Consider the following 26,170-nt stretch of genomic DNA (forward strand, 5'->3'; position numbering starts at 1 on the left):
ATATTTTTGTTCCTGCATAAAGCTTTGGTATGGTGTTATATTAATAGTTTAAAGGGACAATGCGGTAGGCGCATCTTCTGTCGCCGGCAATGATGTGGTTTACCCTGGTGATGCTGACCTCGTTTCCCAGGACGAATTTAAAGGTATTGAGTTCTGAAGTGCAGAAACCCTGGCAGATTTTGGCTGCGGCACAGATTGGGCAGTGGTTTTCTACCAACAGGTACCCTTTGTCGTCTTTGCTGTATTCTGCCATGTAACCTTCTCTGCTGCGGATTTCGGCGAGCGTTTTTATCCTTTCCTCTAAGCTATGGTTTTGGTTGAGCTGCTGCTGGTAACGTTGTTTGGCCCTTTCTTCTCCGGCGGAGATGACCGATTGAAGTGCTTCTTCTCCAAGTGTTTCTTTCATCAGCTGGATCAGCTTTACCGTAAGCTCTGCATGGGTATCAGGAAAACCTTTATTGCCGAGTTCAGTTAAGCTGAAATATTGAGTGGGGCGGCCAACCCCCTTAGATTCGTTGACAGATTGGATCAGTCCTTCTTCAGTCAGCTTCAACAATTGTAATCTTGCACCTTCAGTGGTGATGTTCAATTCTTTAGCTATTTCTGTTGCTGTTAAAGGACCCCTGGTCTTCAACAACATTAAAAAACGATTTGTCTTCATAATCTAATAAAACAAGTAAAGACTTGTTTTATTAACAAAAGTACTAACTTTGCCGTACATAATAAGCATATAAGGAATTATAATTTGTCCATGCATCCTGATGTAATCCCTTTACCTACCGGAGGCCCGCTATTTTAACCTGGCAATAGCAGGTATCCAGTAACCAATTTTAATGAAGGCCGACTGTCTGGAAACCACCGTGTTTTTGGGAGTAAGGAACAGTGACGCCTATTTTTTACAATAAAACAAATGAATATGAAACCAATAAAATTACCCTTATTAGCCTCACTGCTCTTTTTATTGCAGGCTTGCGGGCCAGAGCAGCCTGCTGCACAGCAGGAAGCCATTCAGGAATATCCTGTAACCACCATTGAAAGCCAGGAAGCGACCATCAATACTGAATACCCTGCCACCATACAGGGGCAGCAAAATATAGAGATACGTCCAAAAGTAGACGGATTTGTGGCCCAAATCTTTGTTGACGAAGGTGCCGCGGTAAAGAAAGGGCAATTGCTGTTCAAAATCAATGCTCCACAATATGAGCAGGAAGTAAGAACTGCCACTGCTGCCATCAAAAATGCAGAAGCGGAAGTAAATACGGCAAAGATGCAGGTAGAAAAAACCCTTCCGCTGGTTAAGGAAGGCATCGTAAGTGATTATGAACTGAAATCGGCCAATTTTAACTTACATGCCAAAGAGGCTGCACTGGCGCAGGCTAAAGCCAGCCTTGCAAATGCCCGGACAAATTTGGGTTATACCAGCATCAGCAGTCCGGCCGATGGTGTAGTGGGCAGCATCCCTTACAAAACAGGGAGCCTGGTGAGCAGCAGTTCGGCCATGCCTTTAACTACGGTATCCAATATATCGCATGTTTTTGCTTATTTCTCTTTCAATGAAAAGCAATTTCTTGATTTTACCGACAGCTTTGCGGGTAAAAGCATGAATGACAAGCTAAAGCATTTTCCGGCAGTAACCCTGCTGCTGGCCAATGGGGCCGAGTACGAATTGAAGGGTCGTATGGAAAGTGTGGGTGGACTCATCAATACCGAAACCGGAGCCGTAAACCTGAGGGCAGGATTTCCTAACCCCGAGGGGCAGATCAGGAGTGGTGCAAGTGCAACCATCCGGATACCGGTTAAGGTAAAGGACGCAGTGCTGATCCCGGCAAGTGCCACCTACGAGATGCAGGAAAAGCTGATGGCCGTAGTGGTAGGCAAAGACGGAGCAGCTAAGGTAACGGAAATAGAGGTGATGGATCTTCCTTCGGGACAAAACTATGTGGTGAAAAAAGGCCTGAAGGCTGGCGACCAGGTAGTGACAGAAGGTATGGGCGGTTTAACCGACGGGACAAAGATTAAGCCTGTAAATCCGGTTAACGCCACTGCCGCCAAAAAATAGATTGAATACAAAATATTTAAATAACGATGTTAAAGAAATTTATAGACAACCCGGTATTATCTACGGTAATATCGGTGATCATTGTCATCCTGGGTTTGCTGGGCCTGTTCTCTCTGCCCATATCCCAATATCCAGACATTGCGCCCCCTGCAGTTGAGGTCACAACGGCTTACCAGGGCGCCAGTGCCGACGTGGTGATGAAAAGTGTGATCACACCGCTGGAAGAACAGATCAATGGGGTAGAGAACATGACCTATATGACCTCTAAAGCCAGTAACGATGGCAGTGCCAGCATTACGGTTAACTTTAAGCAGGGCACCAACCCTGATATGGCCGCCATTAACGTACAGAACAGGATTACCAAGGCCACCAGTTTGTTACCTGCAGAGGTGATAAAAATGGGGATCACCACCAGCAAAAGGCTGAACAGTGAGGTGATGGGTTTTTTACTGTATAGTGAAGACGGCAAATACGACCAGAAGTTCCTGGAAAATTACCTTAAGATCAATATTGTGCCTCAGATCAAAAGGATCCAGGGAATTGGTGATGCGATGGTATATGGCAGTATGGATTACAGTATGCGGATCTGGCTGAAGCCGGACGCCATGGCTGCCTATGGCCTGATGCCAAGCGATATTGTAAATGCCCTTGCAGAACAGAACATTGAGGCTGCACCGGGTAAAGTAGGCGAAAATAGCAACCAGAGCTTTCAGTACACATTGAAATATACCGGCCGACTGGAAAAAGCTTCAGAATTTGGAGACATTATTCTGAAATCGGTAGGCAATGGGCAAGTCCTGAAATTGAAGGATGTTGCTGATGTGAAGCTCGGTTCGTTTACCTATTCGGCCACTTTAACGGCACAGGGACAGCAATCGCCCTATGTGGCGATCAGCCAGACCGCCGGCTCAAATGCGCATGACATCATCAAACAAACTGAAAAGATACTGAAAGATGCGGAAAAGAGTTTTCCTAAGGGTGTGAAAATTGGCGTGTTTGCGAACGCCAACGAATTCCTGGATGCTTCGATCTCTAAACTGATCTATACGATCATTGAGGCCTTTATCCTGGTATTTATTGTGGTATTTATTTTTCTGCAGGATTTCCGTTCTACCTTGATCCCGGCCATTGCAGTGCCTGTGGCGATCATTGGAACGTTCTTTTTCCTGAAACTGTTTGGTTTTACCATTAACCTGCTGACGCTTTTTGCATTGGTACTGGCCATAGGCATTGTGGTGGATGATGCCATTGTGGTGGTAGAGGCGGTACATGCCAAGCTGGATCATGGGGCAAAATCGGCCAAGAAGGCTACCATCCATGCCATGAGCGAGATCAGCAGTGCCATCATTTCCATTACACTGATTATGGCTGCGGTATTTGTACCGGTAACCTTTGTTACCGGATCGGTTGGGGTATTTTACAAGCAGTTTGGGTTAACGCTGGCGGTGGCCATCATTATATCGGCTGTAAATGCACTGACCTTGAGTCCGGCGCTATGTGCCTTGTTATTGAAACCGCATAATGCGCATGACCAGATTAAAAAAGGCTTCATGCAGCGCTTTTATGCCGGATTTAATGCTTCTTTTACGGCCATGACCAACCGGTATAAGAAATCGGTTGTGTTCCTGGTGAACAAAAAATGGATTGCCTTTGCGGGAATTGCCCTGTTTTCTGTGCTGTTCTGGTTTTTGGTAAAGACCACCCCAACAGGCTTTGTGCCGAATGAAGATAGCGGGTCTATTTATGGTAACGTGATCCTGCCGCCGGCTACCTCGCTGGAACGTACGGAGGTAATTGCCAACCAGATTGACAGCATTGCAAGGTCGATACCGGAAGTGGAGCTGTCGGCCCGGCTGGCAGGGATGGACCTGATGAGCGGCACCGGGAGTTCGTATGCGGCTATTTTTATCCGCCTGAAACCCTGGAAGCAAAGGACAAAAGAGGGTCAGGACATTAAAAGTATCGTAGGTCAGCTGTTTGCCAAAACTTCGGGCATTAAGGGGGCAAATATTATATTTTTTGCAGCTCCTACCTTGCAGGGTTTTGGAAATAACGATGGTTTTGAGTTCCAGCTGCAGGATAAGACCGGCGGAAGCTATAAGGCTTTTGACGGGGTAATCGGCAAGTTTATGGGAGCGTTGAACCAGCGCCCGGAAATTATGTATGCAGCCACTTCCTACAATACCAGTTTCCCTCAGTACGAGGTAAGTGTGAACGTAGCCAAATGCAAGGAGGCAGGTGTGGCAGTGAACACGGTTCTGGGTACCTTGCAGGGCTATCTGGGTGGAATTTATGCTTCTGACTTTAACCGTTTTGGTAAACAATACCGGGTGATGATCCAGGCAGAAGCAGAACAAAGGACTAACAAAGAGGCCATCAACAAGATCTTTGTAAGGAACGAGCGTGGTGTAATGGCACCGATATCGGAGTTTGTGACTTTGAAAAAAGTTTACGGTCCTGAATTTATCAGTCGTTTTAACCTGTTCACTGCGGGGGCAGTAAATGGTGCGCCAAAGCCAGGTTACAGTTCGGGTGATGCCATTAAAGCCATACAGGAAGTTGCTGCGCAGACTTTGCCGCAGGGTTATACTTTCGAGTTTTCCGGTTTAACACTGGAAGAGATTTCGAGCGGTAACCAGACCTTGCTGATCTTTATGCTGAGCTTGCTGTTCATTTATTTCCTGCTCAGTGCACAATACAAGAGCTATATCCTGCCTTTTTCGGTATTGCTATCGCTACCCATTGGATTGGCAGGGGCATTTTTGTTTGCGCGTTTATTTGGACTGGACAATAACATCTTCCTGCAGATCAGTCTGATTATGCTGATTGGTTTGCTGGCCAAAAATGCGATCCTGATTGTAGAATTTGCCCTGATGCACAGGCTAAGCGGAAGGAACCTGGTCCAATCGGCCATAGCAGGTGCCGTGGCCAGGTTAAGACCAATCCTGATGACTTCCTTTGCTTTCATTTTCGGATTGCTCCCATTGATGATTGCAACAGGTGCCGGAGCAATCAGCAACCGTTCTATCGGTACTGCTGCCGTAGGTGGGATGCTGATCGGAACGGTATTCGGTGTGTTTGTGATCCCGGTATTGTTTGTGGTGTTCCAGGCCTTGCAGGAAAAGATCAGCGGCGGACCAAAAACTGCTGAAATTGAATAACAGATAATTGAATAAAAATGAAAAGATATATAGGAATAATGCTGGTGTTGGTAGGTTTTGCTTCATGCAGGATCTCGAAACCCTACCAGCGACCTGAGTTCGATACCAGTAAGCTCTACAGGGATGCAGAGGGAACCGATACGAGCAGTATGGCTTCCGTACACTGGAAAACACTGTTTGCAGATACCATCCTTACCGGATTGATTGCCGAAGGGTTGAACCAGAATATTGACATGAAAATAGCCCTGCAGCGCATCAATGCTGCAGGTGCTAATTTCCGTCAGAGCAAAGCAGCCTTTTTGCCCGATTTAAATGGTACGGCAAGTGTCACGCAATCTAAACTGTCATTCCCACAGGGGTTTGGCATCATCAGTTCCTCTACCCAGTACGACATGGGCCTGCGGGCAACCTGGGAAGCGGACATCTGGGGCAAATTGAAAAGTGCCAAAAAAGCTGCGCTGGCTACTTTGCTGCAAAGCGAAGCTGCCCGTAGGGCGGTGCAAACGCAGCTGATCGCTGATATTGCCGGTCGGTATTTTACTTTACTGGCGCTAGACCAGCAGCTGCTGGTTTTGGAGCAGACCGTAAATAACAGAAAAACGGATGTAAGGACCATGAAGGCGCTGAAAGCGGCCAATGTGGTAACGGGCGCTGCCGAAGTACAGAGCGAAGCGAGTCAGTATGCTGCTGAAGTAGCCATCCCCCGTTTGCAGAAACAGATCAGGGAGACGGAAAATTCACTGAACGTATTGCTGGCCCGGCCTTCATCGGCCGTGAGGCGCTCGTCTTTAAATGAGCAACGTTTGCTAACCGACCTAAAGGCAGGGGTACCTGTGCAGTTGCTGCAGAACCGGCCGGATGTAAAGCAGGCCGAATATGCTTTTATGGCCGCTTTTGAAGCAACCAACGTGGCCAGGAAGCTGTTTTACCCATCTATAACGCTGACGGCCAATGGCGGCTTTACCAGCTTTAGCCTTAAGGATTGGCTGACACCCGACGGACTGTTCGGTAATATAGCTGCGGGAATTGCACAGCCTATTTTTAATAAGGGAGCCAACAAGGCACGGCTGGCTACGGCCCAGGCTGCACAGCAGGAAGCGGCATTGAATTTTCAGCAGTCTTTACTAAAGGCCGGAGAAGAAGTGTCGAATGCGCTGTTTGCCTACCAGACTGCCGAAAGGCAACAGGAGATCAGGGTAAGACAACTGGCGGCCCTTGGAAAATCGGTGGATTTTACCAAGAAGCTATTGCGTTACAGCTCGGCAACAAATTATACAGACGTGCTGACCTCTGAGCAGAACTTATTGGCCGCGCAAATGGAAGATATTGATGATAAGCTGCAGCAATGGCAGGCAGTGATTGCATTGTACCGTTCGCTTGGGGGAGGTGGTGAAAAATAACCGTTCTCTTCAACGGCTGCATAATTTCAGTTTTTTCCTGATGAAAAAACTAAAAGACGCTAGGCCGTTTCTGAGAAGGTAATTTTTCTGTTAAGCAGGTGTATAGCTTGGTGTTCGGGGATTGTCTTTTTTAGCTGTTTGTATTTTGCCTGGATGACCTAATAATAGATCGTGCTGTGGTTTAATAAGCATCGTGCCAAAAGAAAAATATGCCTTCTGTGAAGGGGCATAGCGTCTTTCCCGGTTCTTCACCGGGAATTATGCAGCCCCTGAGCAGAACGGCTTTATTTTTCTAAAAAGATCTTATTTTTCCAAAAGAAAATCATCAACAAACTATAAGGAGCTATATTCAGGTAAGTCTGGCACAAATGCGAACTGCCCTTCCTGGTGGTTTATGGTGGCATAACAATGTTTCAATCCGTTGGTAACTACAAGCCATTTGGTTTTATGTACAGAATTGTACCTTGCTGCCTGATCAAATACCATTTGGGTAATTTTCACGGCTGGGGCCTTGCATTCAATTACCATAATCCTTTCGCCATGCGTATTGAAGATCACCACGTCGGTTCTTTTCTGAAGTTTGTTGAGGTTAAGGCCCCCTTCAATCTGTATGAGCGACTTTGGGAATTTTTTTTCGAGTATCAGGTATTGAATAAAATGCTGCCTTACCCATTCTTCCGGTGTGAGTACCAGGTGCTTTTTCCGCACTTCGTCGAAAATAAAATGCCGGGCATCCTTTAACGTAATTTTAAAAGGATAAGGAGGCAGGTTAAGCGGGGTAGGTATAAATGACATTTGTGCAAAAGTAGACAAAATTTTTATCTAAGTTTACAGCATTATATGAGTGCCGCCGACATAATAAAAGACATCAAAGCAAGAAAGTTTAAGCCTGTTTACCTTTTACATGGTGAAGAGCCCTACTATATAGACCAGATCATCCATTATATGGAGGAGCATATTCTGAACGATATGGAAAAGGGTTTTAACCAGACCGTATTGTACGGGAAAGATACCGATATGGCTACCATTATGAATGCGGCGAAGCGTTTTCCCATGATGTCTGACTATCAACTCATTGTGGTAAAGGAGGCGCAGGATTTAAAATGGGCCAAAGAAGCGGAAGGCAGCAGTAAGCAGGCCGAGTTTGTATTGAGTTATTTTGAAAAACCTTTGCCAAGTACCATTCTGGTATTGGGCTATAAATACGGCAATTTCGACAAGCGTAAAAAGATCTATAAGGCGATAGATAAGAACGGGGTGGTTTTCCAGTCGGATCTGGTGAGGGACTATAAACTGGCGCAGTGGATAGACGAGCTGGTAAAGGAAAAGGGCTATAAAATAGCCCCGCAGGCATCGGCATTGATGGCTGAATATTTAGGCGCTGATCTGTCTAAAATAGCCAACGAAGTTGAAAAGCTGCTGCTGAACATTGGTAAGGACACCACTATTGACACGGATATTGTCCAGAAGAACATAGGTATCAGTAAAGAGTACAACGTGTTTGAACTGCAGAAGGCCCTGGCGGTAAGAAATGTGCTGAAGTGCAACCAGATCATCAATTATTTTGGTGATAACCCAAAGGCTAACCCTATGGTCATGGTCATGGCCAACCTGAGCGCTTATTTCACCAAAATCCTGAAATACCATTATTTGCCAAATAAGGGCGATGCGGCCAAAGAGCTGGGCGTGAACCCTTATTTTGTAAAAGATTTTGAAACTGCAGCACGCAGCTACAACCTGCCAAAAACTTTTGAGATCATTAGCCTGCTGCGGGAATATGACCTGAAAAGCAAAGGGGTAGACAGTACCGGCAATACCACAGATGGGGAACTGCTAAAAGAGCTGCTGTTTAAAATGCTGCATTAAGCAGGAATGCTACATCGGGAAATTGATGAACCTGAAACCAATCAGGAATACAATTCTAAGTACAAAGAATATGATCAATGCTGATTTTACCTGCTTGTTTTTAACGGTAATCATAAACGCAAGAAGGGCGGCGATAGCGATAATGTCAGATGTCCATCCGTAAATGTTGTAAACATAACTAATGGAGTCATTGCCAAGCAGGAAGGGAATAGCGAGCTTTTGAAGAAGGAGGCTAACCAGGCTACTGAGGTATTCTATTCCAATGATGATCAGCAGCGCTTTAATGGCGTAATTATCCGCCAGCTTAATCTGGGGAGCAAGCTCGTCTCCGCAGTTTCCACAGAATTTTGCCTCAGGCAGGTTTGGAGCGTTACATTTTATGCAGTTCATATTAATGTTTTATTTGAAAGACTCTATTTTGTCGATTACCATAGTGTTGGCGGCGCGGTCGCCAAGTTTTCGGCCATCTTCGGTAGCCAGCACCATAATGGGTTCTATAAAGTTTCCTACTATAGGTACCAAACCCAGTAAACACGATACAATGTTCCTCACCAGGGATTTTGATTTGTTGATGGGTTTGTTCGTTTCCAGGTCTATCACCACAAGTTTCAAAGCCCTTTTGCCATAGCTTTGGCCTTGTCCGAACCCATCTTTTAAAAGCTGGTAGGCAATAGGCACGAGAATAAGCAAAAGACCAAGCAGGCCAAATAATATGGTAAGGCTTTCTTCACTTCCATAGGCGGCCATAAAAGCCAGGAAAAAGAAAATACAGCCGGGAATTGCAAGGGCAAGTACAATTAAACCGTCTAGCAGGGCGGCCAGGAACCGGTTGCCCATGTCTGCCTTGGCATAACCTATATGGGTTGTGCGTTTAGGTTCAAAAGGATTGTTTACTCCCGGTGGGTTTTCTGTTGGCTGCTGGACTGGTGTGGTTGTTAGTACAGTACCATCGTTGATGCAGAATTTTACATCATCGGGGTAGCTGGTATGGCATACAGGGCAAATGTTGTTCATAGGGAAAGGGGTAATTTAGCCGACTAAGATACTAATCTAATGCCAATTCTGCTTATCTGGGCAGATTTTCGTAAGTTTATCCGAAAACAGGAGAACGACTATAATGAAGCCGATTTACATCCCTATATTGCTTTTGCTTATTTTTTTTCAAGGCTGCGGACTGAACGAACGTGAGAAAAACCTGAAAAAACTACAGCAGGAAACTGCACAAAAGGAGCAGGAATTGCTGGCCTGGGAGCAGCGTTTGAAACTAAAAGAACAGGAACTGGACCATATCAAATTGTCTCTGGACAGTGCAAAAAAACAAATTGATTCGGTTGGTGTTCACAATCCGGCCCTTATCGGAAAATGGACAGTTAAAATGACCTGCACTGAAACAACCTGTGAGGGTTCTGCGTTAGGAGATACAAAAACGGAACAGTGGGAGATAAGCTATAAGGAGAATAATGTGATTGTAAAGGCTTATGCCGGACCGGTACTGATTAGGGTATATATAGGGAGTTATAGGAACGATGTGCTGAAAATTGTAGATGAAAAGCCGAATTCGGGGGCTTTAATCAGTGCAACACTTAATTTTACCGGAGCAGAGAAAATGGAAGGATCAAGAGAGATTCAGCAGAAAGACTGCAAAATAGTTTATGCATTGAACGCCAGGAAATTGAAATAACCGTTCAAAAAAGCTGCTTATGATTTTATTATCTTCATTAGATTTTTCCCTGCCGCTGCAGAACCCGGTTATCATCTTTTCGCTGGTACTGTTTATCATTCTGTTTGCACCCATACTGCTGAACAAAATAAAAGTACCCCATATCATCGGTTTAATTGTGGCAGGCGTTATTGTTGGGCCCTATGGTTTAAATCTGCTGAAACGGGACAGCAGTATTGTGCTGTTTGGTACGGTGGGATTGCTGTATATCATGTTTCTTGCGGGCCTGGAGATTGATCTGGCCGAGTTTAAAAAGAACAGAAAGCGTATTCTGGTATTTGGCCTGTTCACCTTTGTGTTTCCCCTGGTGTTTGGGTCGCTGGCCAGCTATTACCTGCTGGGCTATGGTTTTTTGTCTTCCCTGTTACTGGCGAGTATGTTTTCCACGCATACCCTGGTGTCTTATCCTATTGCCAGCAAGTATGGAGTGATCAGGAACCGGGCAGTGAGCATGACCGTTGGCGGAACCATGATCACGGATATTCTGGCCTTGCTCATCCTTGCGGGCATTGCAGGTATGACTAAAGAAAGTGTTTCTCCGGCCTTCTGGCTGCAGCTTGGAGGGGCTACCATTGTATTTGTAACCATTGTTTTTGCGGTATTTCCCATCATCATCAGGTGGTTTTTCAAACACTTTGAAGACAGCGTATCGCAATATATTTTTGTGCTGGCCATGGTTTTTCTGGCTTCTTTCTTAGCAGAAGCGGCCGGTATTGAAGCCATTATCGGTGCATTTTTCTCGGGCCTGGTGCTGAACAAATTTGTACCACATACCTCGCCGCTCATGAACAGGATAGAATTTGTAGGCAATGCACTCTTTATACCTTTTTTTCTGATCAGCGTGGGCATGCTGGTGGATGTTACGGTTCTGGTAAAGGGCTGGGGTGCCCTGAAGGTTGCCGGTGTGATTATTACGGTGGCAGTTGCCACCAAGTACCTGGCAGCCTGGCTAACACAGAAAATATTTAAGCTCAGTGCTACCGAAGGGACCATGATCTTTGGCTTAAGCGCTTCCCATGCTGCTGCAACGCTTGCCATCATTTTGGTAGGATATAACATCATCACCGGAGAGACTGCTGCGGGCGAACCTATCAGGTTACTGAATGAAGACGTATTGAACGGTACCATTCTATTGATCCTGGTGAGCTGCGGGGTAAGTTCATTTGTTGTAGAAGGAGCATCTAAAAAACTCGCACTTGAGCAGGAAGCACAGGAAGCCACACCCCTGGAAGAACAGACCAATGAGAAGATCCTGGTAACCCTGGCTTATCCCGATATGGTGACCCAACTGGTTGATTTTGGCATGATGCTGAAATCAAAAAAAACACATACATCGGTGTATGGCCTGAATGTAATTGCCGATGAACAGGTGGTCGATACCAATGCCGGAACTTCTAAAAAAATACTCGAGAAAGCCATTTCTCATGCAGCTGCCTCAGAAAACAGCCTTATTCCGGTAACCAGGTATGATTCGAGCATCAGTAACGGAATTGTGTATACCATTAAGGAGCACGGGGTAAGCGATATTGTGATTGGCATGCACAAGCAGGCCGATCAGCATACATTTCTGGGTACCAAGGCAGAAAATATCATCAAAAGGATACACGAAACGATTTATATTTACAAACCTACACAACCACTCAATACGTTTAAAAGGGTTGTTGTGGCCATACCTCCAAAAGCGGAGACGGAGCCAGGATTTTTGCATTGGCTCAAGAAACTGATGGCCATTGCCAAAGAAGCTACCATGCCGCTAAACTTTTATGCTACAGCAGAAACCAACGAGGCTATCGGAAAAATTACAGAACGGACTTCTGCCACGGTTAAAATACAGTTCACTGAATTTAGCAATTGGGACGATTTCCTGATATTTAGCAGGGAGTTAAAGGTGAATGACCTTTTTATCATCATTTCTTCCCGTAAAGGGCATAATTCTTATATCCCGCAGTTAAACAAGCTGCCTTATTACCTTTCGAACTATTTTTTAAAGCAAAGCCTGATTGTGTTGTATCCGAAGCAATTGGAATTGGGTATTAACATGGGTAATATAGAACAGGCAGACAGCCACCTGATCGAGAGCCTTTCTGAACAGCTGGGAGTGATTGGTAAAGCAGGCAGGTATGTAAGAGGGCTCTTTAAAAAGTAAAATGATTGACTTGCAATTGTGCAGATCATTCAGGTTTTATTAGCTTTGGTATTCAAATCAAAAATTGCATAATGAATCATTGGTTAGTAAAAAGTGAGCCTTTTAAATACAGCTGGGAAAAATTTAATAAAGATGGCCGTACCTTTTGGGACGGTGTACGCAACTACCAGGCGCGTAACAACCTGAAAGAAATGAAAGAGGGCGATCTGGTTCTGTTTTACCATAGTAACGAAGGCAAAAATGTGGTAGGTGTAGCCAAAGTGGTAAAGGAATTTTATCAGGACCCAACAACAGATGATGCCAATTGGGTAGTGGTAGACCTGGCACCGGTGGAAACACTTAAAAATCCGGTATCATTGGAGCAGATCAAAGCTGAGGAAAGCCTGAAAGATATTTCGCTGGTAAGGCAGGGCCGTTTGTCGGTGATGCCTTTAAGGGCTGCAGAGTTTGATAAGATATTAGAAATGTCAGAAAAATAAAGGTCAAAATAAACCGTTCTCTTCGAAGGCTGCATAATTTTAGTTTTTCCTTAATGAAAAAACTAAAAAGACGCTATGCCTTCTCTGAGAAGGTGTATTTTGTTTTACAAAGAGCACCCGTGTTTCTCTGAGAAGGTATATTTTTAGCTCAAATGCGAAGTAGTGAAATGTTTTGTGATTTACTCCGGAAAAAACAGTGCTTTTAGTTCTTTGGCATCATTAGGCTGCATTTTTCCGCCTAAGATTAAGCGCAACTGCCTTCTTCTTAACGCTCCGGCAAACAATTCTTTTTCTTCCTGGGTTTCTGGTTTCAGTTCAGGTACAGGTATGGTCCTGCCGCTTTGGTCTACCGCTACAAAGGTATAGTAGGCCTCATTGGATTTTGCACGGCTCCCCGAAGGGATATTTTCGGCCCATACATCCAGGCGTACCTCAACCGAGGTATTAAAGGCCCGTGTAACTTTGGCTTCTATGGTAATTACATCACCCAGTTTAATGGGCTGCTGAAAAGATACATTATCTACCGATGCGGTAACTACAATGCGGTTGCAGTGTTTTTGAGCAGAAATGGCTGCTGCGATATCCATCCAATGCAGCAAACGGCCTCCCATTAAATTGTTAAGGGTATTGGTATCATTGGGCAATACCAGTTCGTTCATCACTGTGAACGAATCTTTCGGGCTTTTAACTTTTATACTCATAATTTCTGCAAAAGTACGTAAAAATGAACATACCTCGTTAAAACGATTATGTGCTTTACCAGATAAAGGCGGTAAGGCCAAGACCGAAACTCAGGTGATTGAATTTTAACCTGGACAGGCCGCCAGGTATAGGCTCATAATTCAGTTCTCCATCCTCATTTGTTTCGTTCAGGCCAAGGATCTCAAATCCATGCCTGGAATTAAGGTAGGTGGTATAGGCCTTTATGGCCACATTTCTGGCTATTCTTTTTTGTATGCCAATACCGGCAGTCCAGCTTGGTGCTCTTTTTGGTTTATACTTCATAATGGGTAACTCAGGCCTCCCATATTCTTTTTCTGCGGCAGGGTTAAGCTTCAGGATAACGTTTCCCGAACTTCCATAGGAAACACCAGTGTTTAACTTGGCCGTGATGAACCAGTTATTGGGTAAAGGATAACTAAAATAAGGCCCTACATTGAAATACCTGATACCTATTGGCTGAGTATACAGATCTTCGCTGATGGCTTTAAGGTCATCGTCCAATACTACCTTTTCAGAACTTACCGGGAAACTGCTGAATGCAAACTCGCCCCCGACACCAAAATTCCGGTTAATGAACCAGGCACCCTCAATCCCCAGGTTAAACCCTCTTTTTACGTACAGATCTTCTGAATTTGCCAGGGAAAGGTCGTTGCTGGTGCTGATGGCATAGCCCAGGTGCATTTCCAGAAAGCTGGGCTTGTTGTTAATGGGGACAGGATTGTTCCGGAGCGGGGCATTCATGCCCCTGTCTTTAAAAATCTGGTCGGTGATGTAATAACCAAGTTCTGTAGAGGCGATACCAATGGCTGCCCCTGCCAATACGTCTGAGATCCAGTGGCGGTTGTTTAAGCCACGGCCCAATGCGGTTGCTGTAGCCGAGGTATAACCCATAACGCTGTATAGGGGATGCCGGTATTCGCCATACTCTTTATGAAGAAAAGTTGCATTGGTAAATGCCATGGCGGTATGCCCGGACGGAAAGGAATTTCTTGAGGTTGCATCAGGTCTTTGCACGCCCGCAGTTCTTTTTATGCTATTAACGACTACCCCCATAATTCCCATTGAAAAAGCATAGGACACCACCGCTCGTTTTGGACTGTGCCTGCCCTTGACATGGGCCGCATTGAGCAGCAAAACCGTAGCCACAGGGGCATACTGCAGGTAATCATCATAACGGTATCTGAAAGTAGGGATGTAACGGTTCCGGAGTTCCCTGATCTCTTCCTTATGGGGCCAGGTAAGTACAGTAGCCCCCAGTAAAATGGCTGGGACGGCAGTTTTCTGTACAGCATCACATTTTAGAAACCGGCTTATTGGTTTTTGTAGTGTAGTGTCGGCATGTTGCGCATGAGCAGTAATAGTTAAGGAAAGGGCCAGCAGAAGAGCGGAGCAGGTTCTGTAATTTAAATGCATGTCCTAATTTATTGATTTGCCCTTTTGTTTCCACAAATGTGAAGAGAATATTCAATTCTGCAATTAAACAAATCATGGTTTCTTGTGTTATTTTTAGACATGAATAATCAAACACTGTTACAGTATTTTCACTGGTATTATAATGGAGATGAAAAATTATGGGACAAAGCCATCAGGGAGGCGGGCTCATTAGCAGAAATGGGGATTACAGCAGTCTGGCTGCCACCGGCTTATAAAGCCGAATCGGGCGTAGTGTCTGTTGGGTACGACCCCTATGACCTATTTGACCTGGGAGAATTTGATCAGAAAGGTACAGTGGCCACAAAATATGGTACCCATGTGCAATACAGGGAAGCCATTCAAACTTTTCAGGCCAATGGCATTGCGGTAATTGCAGATGTTGTATTTAACCATAAGGCCGGAGGTGATGAACTGGAAAGGGTAAGCGTTAGGACTGTAGACCCGCAAAACAGGTTGAAATTTACTTCAGAAGTTTTTGAAATAGAGGCCTGGACCAGGTTTACCTTTAAAGCACGTGATGGGAGATATTCGGAATTTATATGGGATAAAAACTGCTTTAGCGGCGTTGATTGGGCTGCTGACCTGAAAAAAACAGGGATATATTCTATCCAGAACCAGTACGGGGAAGGTTGGGAAGAGGTCCCATCGACTGAACTTGGCAACTACGATTACCTGATGTTTAATGATATTGAATTCAGGAACCCCGCTGTAAGGGCTGAACTGAAGTACTGGGGAGAATGGTATTATAATAATTTCGGGATGAATGGCTTCCGGATGGATGCCGTGAAACATATTTCAACAGCATTTTTAATGGAATGGCTGGACCATATGAACGATACCTTTGGGAAGGATTTTTTTGTTGTAGCTGAAAACTGGAACATAACGGAAGTTGAAGCACTTACACAATACCTTGACATTACAAAAGGGAAAATGCAGTTGTTTGATACCAGGTTACACCAGAACCTGTACCTGGCTTCCATTACGCAGAACTATGATCTGCGTACAATTTTTGAGCAGACCCTGGTGCAGTCCCATCCATTATTTGCGGTAACTTTTGTTGACAATCATGATTCGCAGCCTTTGCAGGCCCTGGAGTCGTATGTGGATTTCTGGTTCCGACCACTCGCCTATGCGCTGATCCTTTTAAGGGAGCAGGGAATTCCCTGTGTTTTCTATCCGGATTTGTATGGAGCAAAGTATGTAGATAAGACCGATGAAGGTTATGAAACAGGTGTAGCACTGGCGGCATTAGAGTTACTCCCTCAATTGCTGCAGATCCGCAGAGACCTGGCTTATGGCTTACAGCGCGACTTCCTTGACCATCCGAATTGCATAGGCTGGACAAGAGAGGGGACGGCAGAAAAAGAGCATTCTGGTATGGCAGTGCTGATGAGCAATGGGGCAGCTGGTGTTAAGCGTATGGAGATGGGTTTGGCGCATGCCGGAAAGGTAATGAAAGATGCATTGGCGATATGTGCAGATACGGTGTTGATAGACGAAACAGGATGGGCTGAATTTTATTGTAAGCCTGGAAGCGTTTCTGTCTGGGTATTATCTTCGTAAAGTATTAACGTTGCTGTAACCGATCAGTTCTTCCCAGCGGGCACCAGGTTTCCGGTAATAAGCAAACACCTGGTAGGTATTGGCCGTTTCAAAATAAGAACCCTCAAAAATGGCCTGGTCTGTTTTTCCCGTTGCTTTGTCTACCCAAATGTATCTATAATCGTATAAACCCTGCTTAAGTAAGGTATTGCCATAGAACCTGCGTTTGGAAGGTTCATAAGTCATTTTACTGTTTGCATCTAACGTATAATTGTTAAAACGTCCTACCACATAAGCCTCCCCGTTTGCCGCAGGCGGGGTTGCATTCAGGGTAAAAAAGACACGGGCATAATCGCCATCTGTATTGTTGTCCCGTCCCTCCTGGTTGCGGATAAAAAAACTTCCATTCTCATCAACCAGATTGGTATATTTAGGTTTATTGCCATTCACATCCTGGAAAAGTACGACATCAATAACTGAATCCCTTACGATGTCCTGAACATTTTCGGCCTTATAACGCAGACTGCGGATGTCGAACTTCCTGAATTCATTTCCGGCTGGGAAATCGTTTGCAGTAAGCTCATTATATACCAGCGAACCTGGGCGGATGAATGTGGGTTTGGTATTCAGTATGGCCGTTTGCGGAATGCCGTTTTGCATGACAATGGCTTTCAGGTCGGTATAAGGGTTCTGGATGGGTGTTTTATGGAAAATAGTAAAATTAACTTTCTGATTGCTGAAGCGCAGGGGCACCTGGGTGCTGGCTGTAATTTCTACACCTATATCAACCAGATTTTCCACCACATAAAATCTTTGCGAGATAACCGGTTTTTGCTGGTTTCCATCTTCATAAACTTTAAGCAGATAATTGCCCGATATTTTCGGTCTGATCTGGCTATTCGGAAGGCTAAGTTCGTAATGGGTATACTTTTGAAGGGTATTGAAAGAATATTTGTAATCGTTGATCCTGTCGTCGTTGATCCCTTCCAGATAATCTATGGGCGACAACCGCGAAGATTTCCAGTCGGACGTACAATGTTCAATAGTATACCAGTAAATTTTGCTGCCACCGTTCAGGTCATCAAATGAAAACAGTAGCTGTTCGTTTGATTTCAGGGTAATTACAGGGATGGATTGTTCTTTTTTAGTGTTGTAGCACTGCAGGGTTTTAATCTGCGGCAGATACACCATATTGTCGTATACAAATTGCCGGTTTTGGGCCAGGGCAATCTGGGTGCTGCACAAGAGCAAAAAGAACAATCCTATCCGTTTTATCATTTGCTTTCGAGTTCCATGATCTGCGAAGCCAACGCTTCCCAGGTATTTTGAGCAGTGTCGAGCAGGAATTTAGCTGTAGTATACTCCTTGTTGGTCTCCGCTAATTTTCCGGAATTGGAATAGACTTCCTCATCGGCCAGTTTAGCTTCAATAGTTTTTACGCTTTGTTCAAAAGCAGCGATTTCCTCTTCCGTTTTTCGCAGCTGGTCATTCAGCTTTTTTAACTGTTGCTGCGGATTTGTACCCAGCGGTTTTTCTTCTGCCTTTGGTTTGACTTCTTTTTCCTGCTTTACAGGGATAGGTGTAGCTGTGGGCTGAGGCCTTTTGGAATTCCATTCTTCGTACTCTGCATAAGTACCTGGGTATTCTTTAATGTTCTTTTCTTCAATAAACCAGATTTTGTTGGCCACATTGTCAAGGAAATACCTGTCGTGGGATACTGCAATGAAAGTTCCCTCGTACTGCTGTAAAGCCTGGATAAGGATATTTACCGACTGGATATCGAGGTGGTTGGTAGGCTCATCCAGAATGAGGAAGTTAGAGTCTGTGGTAAGCGACTTGGCCAATGCTACCCTGGATTTTTCCCCTCCGGAAAGTACCCTGATCTTTTTGAACACGTCATCGCCCGTAAACAGGAAGCAACCCAGGATGCCTCGAAGTTCTGTGTCGGTATGCTTAGGGGCAAAGGCCTGCAGCTCCTCTAAAATGGTATTGTCGAGGTGCAGGGATTCCAGCTGGTGCTGGGCAAAAAACGTAGTGGTCACATTGTGGCCGGTTTCACATTTGCCTGCAAATTTCTCTGTACCGGCAATGATCCGGAGTAAGGTTGATTTACCTTTACCATTTGCACCAATCAGTGCAATTTTATCTCCTTTTTCGATTACACCTTCTGCATTTTCCAGGATTTCGACGTTGGGATAACTTTTTGTGGCGCCTTCAATACGGATCACATGGCGGCCCGAAGGTTTGGAGAATTTGAACTGGAAGTTAACGGTTGGGTTATCATCGTCCACGTCCTCCACGCGCTCCAGCTTATCGAGGGCTTTCATCCGCGATTGTGCCATTTTAGCTTTAGAGGCCTTGGCCCTGAAGCGCTCTATCAAACGTTCTTCCTGTTTGATTTTGGCCTGCTGGTTTTTAAATTCCCCTTTCTGGATCTCGCCCCTCAGTGCTTTTTCTTCCAGGTAGAAAGTATAATTACCTGCATAAGGCGTTAATTTTCCTTTGCGCGATTCCACAATTTTATTCACCACTTTATCTAAAAAGTACCTGTCGTGCGATACAATTACGATGGCACCCTCAAATCCTAGCAGGTAAGTTTCCAGCCATTTGATGGAAGGTAAGTCCATGTGGTTGGTGGGCTCATCCAGCAGCAGGATGTCTGGTGTTTGCAAAAGAATTTTAGCGAGCATTACACGCATGCGCCATCCTCCGGAAAAGGTATTCAGGGGCCTGAGCTGGTCCTGGGTACTGAAACCCAGACCGGCCAGAATTTCATTGGCCCTGTATTCAATATTGTATCCGTCCAGTGCTTCAAATTCCTGCTGTTTATCGCTCAGTTTGTTTAAAACGTCTTCAGAATAATCTGTTTCAATTTTTTTTAACAGCTCTTCTATTTCATCGTGCAATTGGTTCTGGCGTTCAAAAGCTTCCATGGCCACATGCAAAATACTATGATGGGAATCATAAGAAAGTAAATCCTGGTTCAGGTAGCCGATTTTTAAGTCTTTCGACATGGAAACCGATCCTGAAGATGGCGCATATTCTCCAACGATTATTTTGAGTAGTGTAGATTTTCCTGTTCCATTGGCACCTATTAGTCCAATTCTCTCTCCCGGTTTAATGTGCCAGTTTGCCTCGTCGTATAATGCCCTAGAGCCCAGCAGGAATGTTAAGTCGTTTATTGAAATCATTTGGCTGCAAAAATACAACTTTGCCCTGAAATTTGACGGAATTTAAAAACGTTCCTTATCTTCGCTCCATGTATCAGCTCATCAAACCTATATTTTTCCAGTTCGACCCTGAGAAGGTCCACTATTTTGTTGTAAAACGATTGAAGTGGTTTCATGACCATTTCCCGTTGGGGAAGACAATTCTGCGCAGCAGCTTTGATGTGAATATTAAAGGACTGGAACGCGAAGTGTTTGGTATCCGGTTCAAAAATCCGGTTGGACTGGCAGCGGGCTTTGATAAAAATGGCGAATATATTGAAGCGTTGAGCGATCTGGGCTTTGGTTTTATAGAGGTAGGGACAGTAACTCCTTTACCTCAGCCAGGTAACGATAAGCCCAGGATGTTCAGATTGGAAGAAGACAGTGCGCTGATCAACAGGATGGGCTTTAACAATAAGGGAGTAGATACATTAGCTGAAAGACTGAGGTTACTGCGGGATAAACATAAAGATATTGTAGTTGGCGGGAATATTGGCAAGAATAAAAGTACCCCAAATGAAGATGCGGTGAGCGATTACATCAAGTGTTTCGACCGTCTTTTTGATGTGGTGGATTATTTTGTGGTCAATGTAAGTTCGCCCAATACCCCGGGCCTGAGAGCGTTGCAGGAAAAAGAACCACTGATGAATTTGCTGAACACACTTCAGCAGCGGAACAGTAAAAACGGCATTTCCAGACCTATCTTATTAAAGATTGCACCTGATCTGACCAATGAACAGCTGGACGATATTGTGGAGATTGTAATGCAGACAGGCATCGCTGGTGTGATTGCAACCAATACTACGATAGACAGGAATGGCCTGTATACGCCCGAAAAAATAGCCAGTGAAACCGGTGGTTTAAGTGGTAAACCCTTAACGGTACGGTCTACAGAAGTAATCCGGTATTTGTCCGCGAAATCGGGAAAAGCATTCCCTATCATTGGGGTAGGTGGGATCCACTCCCCTCAGGATGCAAAAGACAAGCTGGAAGCTGGTGCTTCCCTGGTGCAGCTGTATACCGGTTTTATTTATGAAGGCCCGGCCATTGTAAAGCGAATTTGTAAAGAACTGGTAAAACATTGATGCATTAATTACAGCCGGGTATGGCTTGATGTGAATACCCCGGCGCAGGGAAATATTACTTAATTTGAGCATGAAATGCAAATTATTATTTCAAATCAGGAAACTTTCAAAGTAATATTTCTCAGGTATCATAAATCATTATGCCTTTTTGCCCTGAGGTACCTGAAATCAAAAGAAGATGCAGAGGAAGCTGTACAGTCTGTTTTTTTAAAAATGCTGGAGGTAAAAGTGAATTTCGAGGGCCCGGAAGTGCTAAGGGCATACCTGTACCGCTCGGTCTACCATACCTGTCTGAATTCTATTCGCTCGAAAACCAGGCAGATCAATAGAGAAGACTTCTACCAGTCGCAAATTGACCCCGATGAACAGCCTTACCTGAACAATATGCTTAAAGCGGAGCTGACAGCCATTTTAAGCAGGGAACTGACTTTTTTGCCCAAAATACAGGCCGACATTATAAAACTGAGTTATTTTGAAGAATTGTCTAACGATGAGATTGCTGCAAGGCTCGACCTTTCTTTGCAAACAGTAAAGAATTATAAGCATATGGGACTGAAAAGTATACGCAAGCGCTTCTCCAGGGACTCCGCATTTTATACTTTCCTAACTTTTCTTATCAATTTTGTCTAAAATCTAAGTACTTATTTTTTTTCGCGGTGTCTTAAGGGAAACAGACACCATCAATGGAGCAAAATTCGGAAGCCGGTTTAAACCGGATCATTTATTTATTTGAGCAATTGCATCAATTGTCGATCACGCGCGAGGAGTACCAGGAATTAAAAACATGGGCGCGGTCCTCTCCGGCAAATGCCCGGATCTGGAACGATTTTTTTGATGAAGAGAAAAGCAGGGCAGATGTAGCTTTATGGAATACATTTGATTCTGACGCTGCTTTTGAGCGGCTGAACCGTAAGTTCAGAAGAAGGTCTGCTGTGCGGTATACTGCGATTGCAGCCTCCCTGTTGCTGGTTGTAGCGATGGGATTGCTTTTTATTGCCGAAAGGAATGAACGGTGGGGCAGACAAAAAATGGCACAGGTTAATGACATTCAACCTGGCCGGAATAAGGCTGTCCTGAAATTTTCAGGCGATAAAACGATTGCCTTAAACGATGTACAAAACGGAATCCAGATCAATGAGAAAGGACTAGCCTATCAGAATGGCGAACTGATTGATCCGCAGCAGGGGGCAGTAACCCGGCAGGTGACCTTAAGTGTGCCAAAAGGTGGGAAATATGAAATAAAATTGGATGATGGTACGCGCATATGGGTGAATGCTTTTACTGAGCTTAAATTTCCGGAGCGATTCAAAGGATCGAAATACAGGGAGGTTGAGCTTTCGGGAGAGGCCTATTTTGAAGTCGCCCATGATGCTGCAAGACCATTCAGGGTGAAGATGCAGGAAGAAACAGTGGAAGTTTTAGGTACTTCTTTTAACCTTTCTAATTATACCGCCGATGATTTTAGCAAGGCTACGCTGCTATCGGGTAAAGTGGGGATAGACATTCCGAAAACAAAAGGAGGGAATGAACGGACGGTTCTTTTACCGGGACAGCAGGCAGTGTACGATAAGCAGTTAAAGCAGCTCCATGTTGCTGATATAGACGCAAAAAATGCAATCAGCTGGAAAAATGGTGATTTTATGTTTGACAATGAGCACATCAGTTCCATTGTAAAACAGCTGGAAAGGTGGTACGACATTAAAGTGAGCTATCAGCACAACTTTAAAGGTTTCTATTTCTCTGGTATTGTTTCCAGATCGCAGCCTTTATCAGCTGTGCTTGATATGCTGGCCAGTACAGGTAAAATCAGGTACAGCATTAACAAAGAAAGAAAGGAGGTGATATTGAGCAGGGAATGATACTTATTAAGTGTAAACCAGATTTACATACCCGTGAAAACCAACTAAACCATTACAAACCTAATTAAAATACTAAATGACTTTCTATAAGTGTTTTATCCGCACTACTGTTCGTAATGTAATCGTTTTTCTGATGATTACCGCACTGGCCATCGCTTTTAACACCGCAAACGCACATAGCCAGGGTATTACTATGAACAAAAGGGGCATTAACCTTAGTGAATTGTTTAAAGAGCTTCATCATAAATACAATTATGATTTCTTTTATGCAGAAGGTGTGCTCGACAATTCCAAACGTTTTGATATTGCAGTTAGCAACGCTACAATTGATGATGTTTTAAAAAAAACCTTAACCGTTAATTTATTGACCTATACCATCAATAAGAATATTGTGGTAATTAAGCCCGGACCTGCCTATCAGCAAAATTCCATTCAGGGCCGGGTGCTCGACGAAAATAAAGTGCCCCTGGCGGGTGCCACTGTTTTGCACCTGAACAGCAAATCTAAGACCACAACTGATCGTACAGGTGCATTCCGTTTGGTAAATGTACCTCTTACGGGCAAATTGCTGATCAGCTATATTGGTTATGAAAGCATGGAACTGCCTGTAGCAGTAAATATGGGGGATGTAACCTTAAAAAATGCAAGCGCCGACCTGCAGCAGGTAGAAATTAATGTAGGCTACGGCAGGCGTAAGGCCATAGATTTAACCGGATCGGTAACCCGGGTTACCGAGGCAGAACTGGAAGGTGCCCCGCCACATGCAGATATTGCTTCCATGATACAAGGTAAGGCCGCCGGAGTGAACGTAATGGTGGCAAATGGCGCCCCGGGGGCAGGGGTTTCTGTGATGATCAGGGGAACTACCTCGCTTACCGGTAACAGCCAGCCCCTATGGGTAGTGGATGGGGTACCACAATACAATGTAAACGGCAGTGATATAGGGCAGGTGCTGTACGATTATAACATCAATGACATTGAATCTGTAGATATCCTGAAAGACGCTTCTGCTACCGCAATTTATGGTTCCAGGGCGGCTAATGGTGTAATCATCATCACTACCAAATCAGGGAAGAAATTTAAAAAGCCACAGATAGATGTTGCCTATAACCATGGAATCCAGAAACAGCGGGACGGCTTCAGGACGTTGACCAGTGAAGAATTTAAACAGGTAATAACCGATGCTACACGAAACTATTACGCAACCACAGGTTCTAAAGGTACTGGTGGCATTTTAACCTTGCTGGACGAAAGTAAGATCGTTGCGGGCACGGAAGTAGATTATTATTCGGCACCCTTTTTATCTACTGCTTTTTTTGACGGGCAAACCAACTGGTGGAAAGAACTGACCCAGAATGCAATTGAACGTAAGCTGGATGTTTCGCTCAGGGGAGGCTCAGATGCTTCCAGCTATTATGTTTCGGTAGGCGTGCCGCAACAGGAAGGTATCATCAAGGGTAGCCGCAGAAGAGGCTTTTCCGGTAGGGTCAACCTGGATTCCAAAGTGTCTGATGATTTTACTATGGGTTTGATGCTCAATGGTTCAAATTCAAACATAGACAATAAGGACGGCATGATCGCCAAGATCTGGGATTTCAGACCCGATTTTCCAATGTATACTGCAGATGGAAAGATCTTTGATCCGGGATACAATGAAGAGAACCCGCTTACAACCTTAAAAAACCGCGACCTTTCTGTACGAAAAGGTGTAAACGGATCTGCTTTTCTTCAGTTTACGCCGGCAAAAGCCTGGACACTCAGATCGGCCATATCCATCAATTACAATCAAACGGTGACCGACAGGTTTACCAGGGAAGGTACAGCCTATTCAACCCATAAAGGACAGGCCAATATTTCCCAGAATGAATCTAATAACTGGGTATTTGAAAATACGGCCCGGTTTGCCAAATTATTTAACCAGGTGCATGACCTAGATTTTCTGGCAGGATTTTCCATGGAAAGGGGCACTTTTAAGGCGTTTTCAGTTGGTGTACAGAATTTTCCTGATCAGGACATCATGACCAACCTGAGCAGCGGGACTACCCCTTTGAAACCTATGTCTTCCAGTACCTCAACTGCCCTGGTCTCGGCATTTACCAGGGCCAATTACAAGTTTAAGGACCGTTATCTGGCCACTTTTACTTTCCGTGCAGACGGCTCGTCCAGGTTTGGTCCGGACAGGAGATGGGGCTTGTTTCCTTCCGGTGCATTGGCCTGGATCATCACCCGGGAAAACTTTATGCAGCACATCAATACCGATGTTTTTAACCTGTTAAAACTGAGGGGCTCTTATGGCATCTCGGGTTCACAGGTACTGGGAAATAATGACTGGAGGACCACCTACGCCGGCGCGCAGTTTGAAGAACAGCCCGGCTTTGCACCAAACCAGTTGGGGAATGCCAACCTGAGATGGGAGCAAACGCTCACCAAAGAAGCGGCCCTGGACTATGGGTTCTTTAAAAACAAAATCTCCGGTTCATTTGGTGTATATGATAAAGAAACCCGGGACATCATTTACAATAAGAACATCCCATCCAGCAGCGCCTTTATCAGCGTGAAACAAAATATAGCCACCATCAGGAATAAAGGAATTGAGTTTTTTATTGACTACAATGTGTTCAGGAAGCGGGATATGAGCCTGACTTTTAATTTTAACATTGCTCATAATACCTCTACGGTAACACAAATAAACGGTGTCGATAAATTTATAGACCTGTATGGCGGAAATGCGCTGGCGATAAGGATGCAGGAGGGGCAGCCAATGGGGCAGTGGTACGGATATAAATGGAGCGGAAGGTATTACCAGTCGATGGAAGAATACAACCTGCTGTCCAGTCAGAACCCAACTACAGGGGCGAAGGTCTGGTACCAGAACGGGCAGAGCAACATCAGGCCCGGCGATCTGAAGTTCGATGATACGAATGGCGATGGAATTGTGAACAACGACGATAAAGTACCTTTGGGGACTTTTCAGCCCAAATATTTTGGTGGTTTTGCGGCAAACTTCAGAAAGGGTGGGTTAAGCCTGAACATGAATTTTACCTACAGCACCGGAGCCTTAAGGTACTGGTATACCAACTCTGCCAATTGGTATGGTGTAGGTTTATTTATGCGCAACTACCCCGAATATGTGCTCGATAGCTGGTCTACCACCAACAGGCTTTCACCATGGCCAAGAATGGCGTATGGGGAAGGTTCTTCCAATAACTTTTCTGATTTCTGGCTGTCGAAAGCCGATTACCTGAGGCTTTCACAGGTGAGGATCAGTTACAGGTTCCCGGACAAATGGATCCAAAGTAAGATTAAAGGCGGACTGGACCTGGCAGTGTCGGCATCTAACCTGCTTACCTTCACCAATTACAACGGCATTGACCCCGAAGGTAATTTTAAACTCTCGGGTGGGGCTACCGGTACAGGGACCGATTTTGGTACCTATCCGTCTATCCGGACATTCAACCTGAGCATCAGGTATTCTTTACGATAAAAA

At 44.8% G+C, this 26,170-nt stretch carries 20 protein-coding genes; 12 read left to right on the forward strand and 8 right to left on the reverse strand.

The window, feature by feature from the left end; all coding sequences use genetic code 11:
• Window positions 1-40: 40 nt before the first annotated feature.
• Window positions 41-661, reverse strand: a complete 621-nt coding sequence (locus B9A91_RS20260; RefSeq protein WP_084240864.1) for a helix-turn-helix transcriptional regulator — start codon at window positions 659-661, stop codon at window positions 41-43.
• Window positions 662-916: 255 nt separating this feature from the next.
• Between B9A91_RS20260 and B9A91_RS20265 the strand changes: the two genes are divergently transcribed.
• The 3 genes from B9A91_RS20265 to B9A91_RS20275 are packed head-to-tail and all read left to right on the forward strand — an operon-like array spanning window position 917 to window position 6,620.
• A complete protein-coding gene (locus B9A91_RS20265) occupies window positions 917-2,059 on the forward strand; it encodes an efflux RND transporter periplasmic adaptor subunit (RefSeq protein ID WP_235012624.1) in 1,143 nt (380 codons plus the stop codon).
• Window positions 2,060-2,085: 26 nt separating this feature from the next.
• Window positions 2,086-5,220 carry an efflux RND transporter permease subunit gene (locus tag B9A91_RS20270; RefSeq protein ID WP_084240866.1) on the forward strand — a complete coding sequence of 1,045 codons (3,135 nt, stop codon included), beginning with the start codon at window positions 2,086-2,088 and terminating at the stop codon, window positions 5,218-5,220.
• 17 nt (window positions 5,221-5,237) lie between these two features.
• Window positions 5,238-6,620 (forward strand): efflux transporter outer membrane subunit, encoded by a 1,383-nt coding sequence (locus B9A91_RS20275; protein WP_084240867.1) that lies wholly within the window; start codon window positions 5,238-5,240, stop codon window positions 6,618-6,620.
• A 333-nt stretch (window positions 6,621-6,953) separates the two neighbouring features.
• Here the strand turns inward: B9A91_RS20275 and B9A91_RS20280 are convergent, their stop codons facing one another.
• The gene (locus tag B9A91_RS20280; protein WP_084240868.1) at window positions 6,954-7,415 is read right to left on the reverse strand and encodes a type I restriction enzyme HsdR N-terminal domain-containing protein; all 462 of its coding nucleotides are present in this window, start codon (window positions 7,413-7,415) and stop codon (window positions 6,954-6,956) included.
• 45 nt (window positions 7,416-7,460) lie between these two features.
• Between B9A91_RS20280 and holA the strand changes: the two genes are divergently transcribed.
• Entirely contained in the window at window positions 7,461-8,486 is a 1,026-nt protein-coding gene (gene holA, locus B9A91_RS20285) for a DNA polymerase III subunit delta (protein ID WP_084240869.1), read from the forward strand.
• Between the two features lie 9 nt (window positions 8,487-8,495).
• On the opposite strand, the gene B9A91_RS20290 is transcribed toward holA, so the two are convergent.
• Both B9A91_RS20290 and B9A91_RS20295 read right to left on the reverse strand, forming a co-directional pair.
• Complete coding sequence (locus B9A91_RS20290) at window positions 8,496-8,876, reverse strand: zinc ribbon domain-containing protein (RefSeq protein WP_084240870.1); 381 nt, start codon at window positions 8,874-8,876, stop codon at window positions 8,496-8,498.
• A 9-nt stretch (window positions 8,877-8,885) separates the two neighbouring features.
• Entirely contained in the window at window positions 8,886-9,500 is a 615-nt protein-coding gene (locus tag B9A91_RS20295; RefSeq protein WP_084240871.1) for an RDD family protein, read from the reverse strand.
• 103 nt (window positions 9,501-9,603) lie between these two features.
• On the opposite strand from B9A91_RS20295, the gene B9A91_RS20300 reads away from it, so the two are divergent.
• The 3 genes from B9A91_RS20300 (at window position 9,604) to B9A91_RS20310 (ending at window position 12,831) form a co-directional block, all read left to right on the forward strand.
• Entirely contained in the window at window positions 9,604-10,167 is a 564-nt protein-coding gene (locus B9A91_RS20300) for a hypothetical protein (RefSeq protein ID WP_084240872.1), read from the forward strand.
• 19 nt (window positions 10,168-10,186) lie between these two features.
• On the forward strand, window positions 10,187-12,352 hold the full coding sequence (locus tag B9A91_RS20305; protein WP_084240873.1) for a cation:proton antiporter: 2,166 nt from the start codon (window positions 10,187-10,189) through the stop codon (window positions 12,350-12,352).
• A 71-nt stretch (window positions 12,353-12,423) separates the two neighbouring features.
• Window positions 12,424-12,831, forward strand: coding sequence for an EVE domain-containing protein (locus tag B9A91_RS20310; protein WP_084240874.1), 408 nt, complete (start codon window positions 12,424-12,426; stop codon window positions 12,829-12,831).
• 179 nt (window positions 12,832-13,010) lie between these two features.
• On the opposite strand, the gene B9A91_RS20315 is transcribed toward B9A91_RS20310, so the two are convergent.
• Together B9A91_RS20315 and B9A91_RS20320 are read right to left on the reverse strand one after the other, a co-directional pair.
• Entirely contained in the window at window positions 13,011-13,532 is a 522-nt protein-coding gene (locus tag B9A91_RS20315) for an acyl-CoA thioesterase (protein ID WP_084240875.1), read from the reverse strand.
• A 55-nt stretch (window positions 13,533-13,587) separates the two neighbouring features.
• Complete coding sequence (locus B9A91_RS20320) at window positions 13,588-14,967, reverse strand: phosphatase PAP2 family protein (RefSeq protein ID WP_084240876.1); 1,380 nt, start codon at window positions 14,965-14,967, stop codon at window positions 13,588-13,590.
• 99 nt (window positions 14,968-15,066) lie between these two features.
• Here B9A91_RS20320 and B9A91_RS20325 point away from each other — a divergent pair, with 99 nt between their 5' ends.
• The gene (locus tag B9A91_RS20325; RefSeq protein WP_084240877.1) at window positions 15,067-16,551 is read left to right on the forward strand and encodes an alpha-amylase; all 1,485 of its coding nucleotides are present in this window, start codon (window positions 15,067-15,069) and stop codon (window positions 16,549-16,551) included.
• Here B9A91_RS20325 and B9A91_RS20330 read toward each other — a convergent pair.
• Both B9A91_RS20330 and B9A91_RS20335 read right to left on the reverse strand, forming a co-directional pair.
• Window positions 16,540-17,808, reverse strand: coding sequence for a type IX secretion system plug protein (locus B9A91_RS20330; protein ID WP_084240878.1), 1,269 nt, complete (start codon window positions 17,806-17,808; stop codon window positions 16,540-16,542). The two genes, B9A91_RS20325 and B9A91_RS20330, sit on opposite strands and share 12 nt — an antisense overlap.
• Window positions 17,805-19,721, reverse strand: coding sequence for an ABC-F family ATP-binding cassette domain-containing protein (locus B9A91_RS20335; protein ID WP_084240879.1), 1,917 nt, complete (start codon window positions 19,719-19,721; stop codon window positions 17,805-17,807). Before B9A91_RS20335 ends, B9A91_RS20330 begins: the two co-directional genes overlap by 4 nt.
• 68 nt (window positions 19,722-19,789) lie before the next feature.
• Between B9A91_RS20335 and B9A91_RS20340 the strand changes: the two genes are divergently transcribed.
• From B9A91_RS20340 to B9A91_RS20355, 4 genes are all read left to right on the forward strand, one after another.
• Entirely contained in the window at window positions 19,790-20,824 is a 1,035-nt protein-coding gene (locus tag B9A91_RS20340) for a quinone-dependent dihydroorotate dehydrogenase (RefSeq protein WP_084240880.1), read from the forward strand.
• 75 nt (window positions 20,825-20,899) lie between these two features.
• Entirely contained in the window at window positions 20,900-21,454 is a 555-nt protein-coding gene (locus tag B9A91_RS20345) for an RNA polymerase sigma factor (protein WP_084240881.1), read from the forward strand.
• 53 nt (window positions 21,455-21,507) lie between these two features.
• Complete coding sequence (locus B9A91_RS20350; RefSeq protein ID WP_084240882.1) at window positions 21,508-22,683, forward strand: FecR family protein; 1,176 nt, start codon at window positions 21,508-21,510, stop codon at window positions 22,681-22,683.
• 76 nt (window positions 22,684-22,759) lie between these two features.
• The gene (locus tag B9A91_RS20355) at window positions 22,760-26,167 is read left to right on the forward strand and encodes a SusC/RagA family TonB-linked outer membrane protein (protein WP_084240883.1); all 3,408 of its coding nucleotides are present in this window, start codon (window positions 22,760-22,762) and stop codon (window positions 26,165-26,167) included.
• Window positions 26,168-26,170: the final 3 nt, after the last annotated feature.

The organism is Pedobacter africanus (assembly GCF_900176535.1).
Lineage (GTDB): Bacteria > Bacteroidota > Bacteroidia > Sphingobacteriales > Sphingobacteriaceae > Pedobacter > Pedobacter africanus.

Bases quoted from the DNA above. Each gene is read 5' to 3' on its own strand.
- B9A91_RS20340 (WP_084240880.1), top strand. From the start codon at position 19,790: ATGTATCAGCTCATCAAACCTATATTTTTCCAGTTCGACCCTGAGAAG.
- B9A91_RS20305 (WP_084240873.1), top strand. From the start codon at position 10,187: ATGATTTTATTATCTTCATTAGATTTTTCCCTGCCGCTGCAGAACCCG.
- B9A91_RS20345 (WP_084240881.1), top strand. From the start codon at position 20,900: ATGCAAATTATTATTTCAAATCAGGAAACTTTCAAAGTAATATTTCTC.
- B9A91_RS20350 (WP_084240882.1), top strand. From the start codon at position 21,508: ATGGAGCAAAATTCGGAAGCCGGTTTAAACCGGATCATTTATTTATTT.
- B9A91_RS20280 (WP_084240868.1), bottom strand. From the start codon at position 7,415: ATGTCATTTATACCTACCCCGCTTAACCTGCCTCCTTATCCTTTTAAA.
- B9A91_RS20295 (WP_084240871.1), bottom strand. From the start codon at position 9,500: ATGAACAACATTTGCCCTGTATGCCATACCAGCTACCCCGATGATGTA.
- B9A91_RS20335 (WP_084240879.1), bottom strand. From the start codon at position 19,721: ATGATTTCAATAAACGACTTAACATTCCTGCTGGGCTCTAGGGCATTA.
- B9A91_RS20310 (WP_084240874.1), top strand. From the start codon at position 12,424: ATGAATCATTGGTTAGTAAAAAGTGAGCCTTTTAAATACAGCTGGGAA.
- B9A91_RS20275 (WP_084240867.1), top strand. From the start codon at position 5,238: ATGAAAAGATATATAGGAATAATGCTGGTGTTGGTAGGTTTTGCTTCA.
- B9A91_RS20315 (WP_084240875.1), bottom strand. From the start codon at position 13,532: ATGAGTATAAAAGTTAAAAGCCCGAAAGATTCGTTCACAGTGATGAAC.
- B9A91_RS20325 (WP_084240877.1), top strand. From the start codon at position 15,067: ATGAATAATCAAACACTGTTACAGTATTTTCACTGGTATTATAATGGA.
- B9A91_RS20265 (WP_235012624.1), top strand. From the start codon at position 917: ATGAAACCAATAAAATTACCCTTATTAGCCTCACTGCTCTTTTTATTG.
- B9A91_RS20300 (WP_084240872.1), top strand. From the start codon at position 9,604: ATGAAGCCGATTTACATCCCTATATTGCTTTTGCTTATTTTTTTTCAA.
- B9A91_RS20330 (WP_084240878.1), bottom strand. From the start codon at position 17,808: ATGATAAAACGGATAGGATTGTTCTTTTTGCTCTTGTGCAGCACCCAG.
- B9A91_RS20260 (WP_084240864.1), bottom strand. From the start codon at position 661: ATGAAGACAAATCGTTTTTTAATGTTGTTGAAGACCAGGGGTCCTTTA.
- holA (WP_084240869.1), top strand. From the start codon at position 7,461: ATGAGTGCCGCCGACATAATAAAAGACATCAAAGCAAGAAAGTTTAAG.
- B9A91_RS20290 (WP_084240870.1), bottom strand. From the start codon at position 8,876: ATGAACTGCATAAAATGTAACGCTCCAAACCTGCCTGAGGCAAAATTC.
- B9A91_RS20355 (WP_084240883.1), top strand. From the start codon at position 22,760: ATGACTTTCTATAAGTGTTTTATCCGCACTACTGTTCGTAATGTAATC.
- B9A91_RS20320 (WP_084240876.1), bottom strand. From the start codon at position 14,967: ATGCATTTAAATTACAGAACCTGCTCCGCTCTTCTGCTGGCCCTTTCC.
- B9A91_RS20270 (WP_084240866.1), top strand. From the start codon at position 2,086: ATGTTAAAGAAATTTATAGACAACCCGGTATTATCTACGGTAATATCG.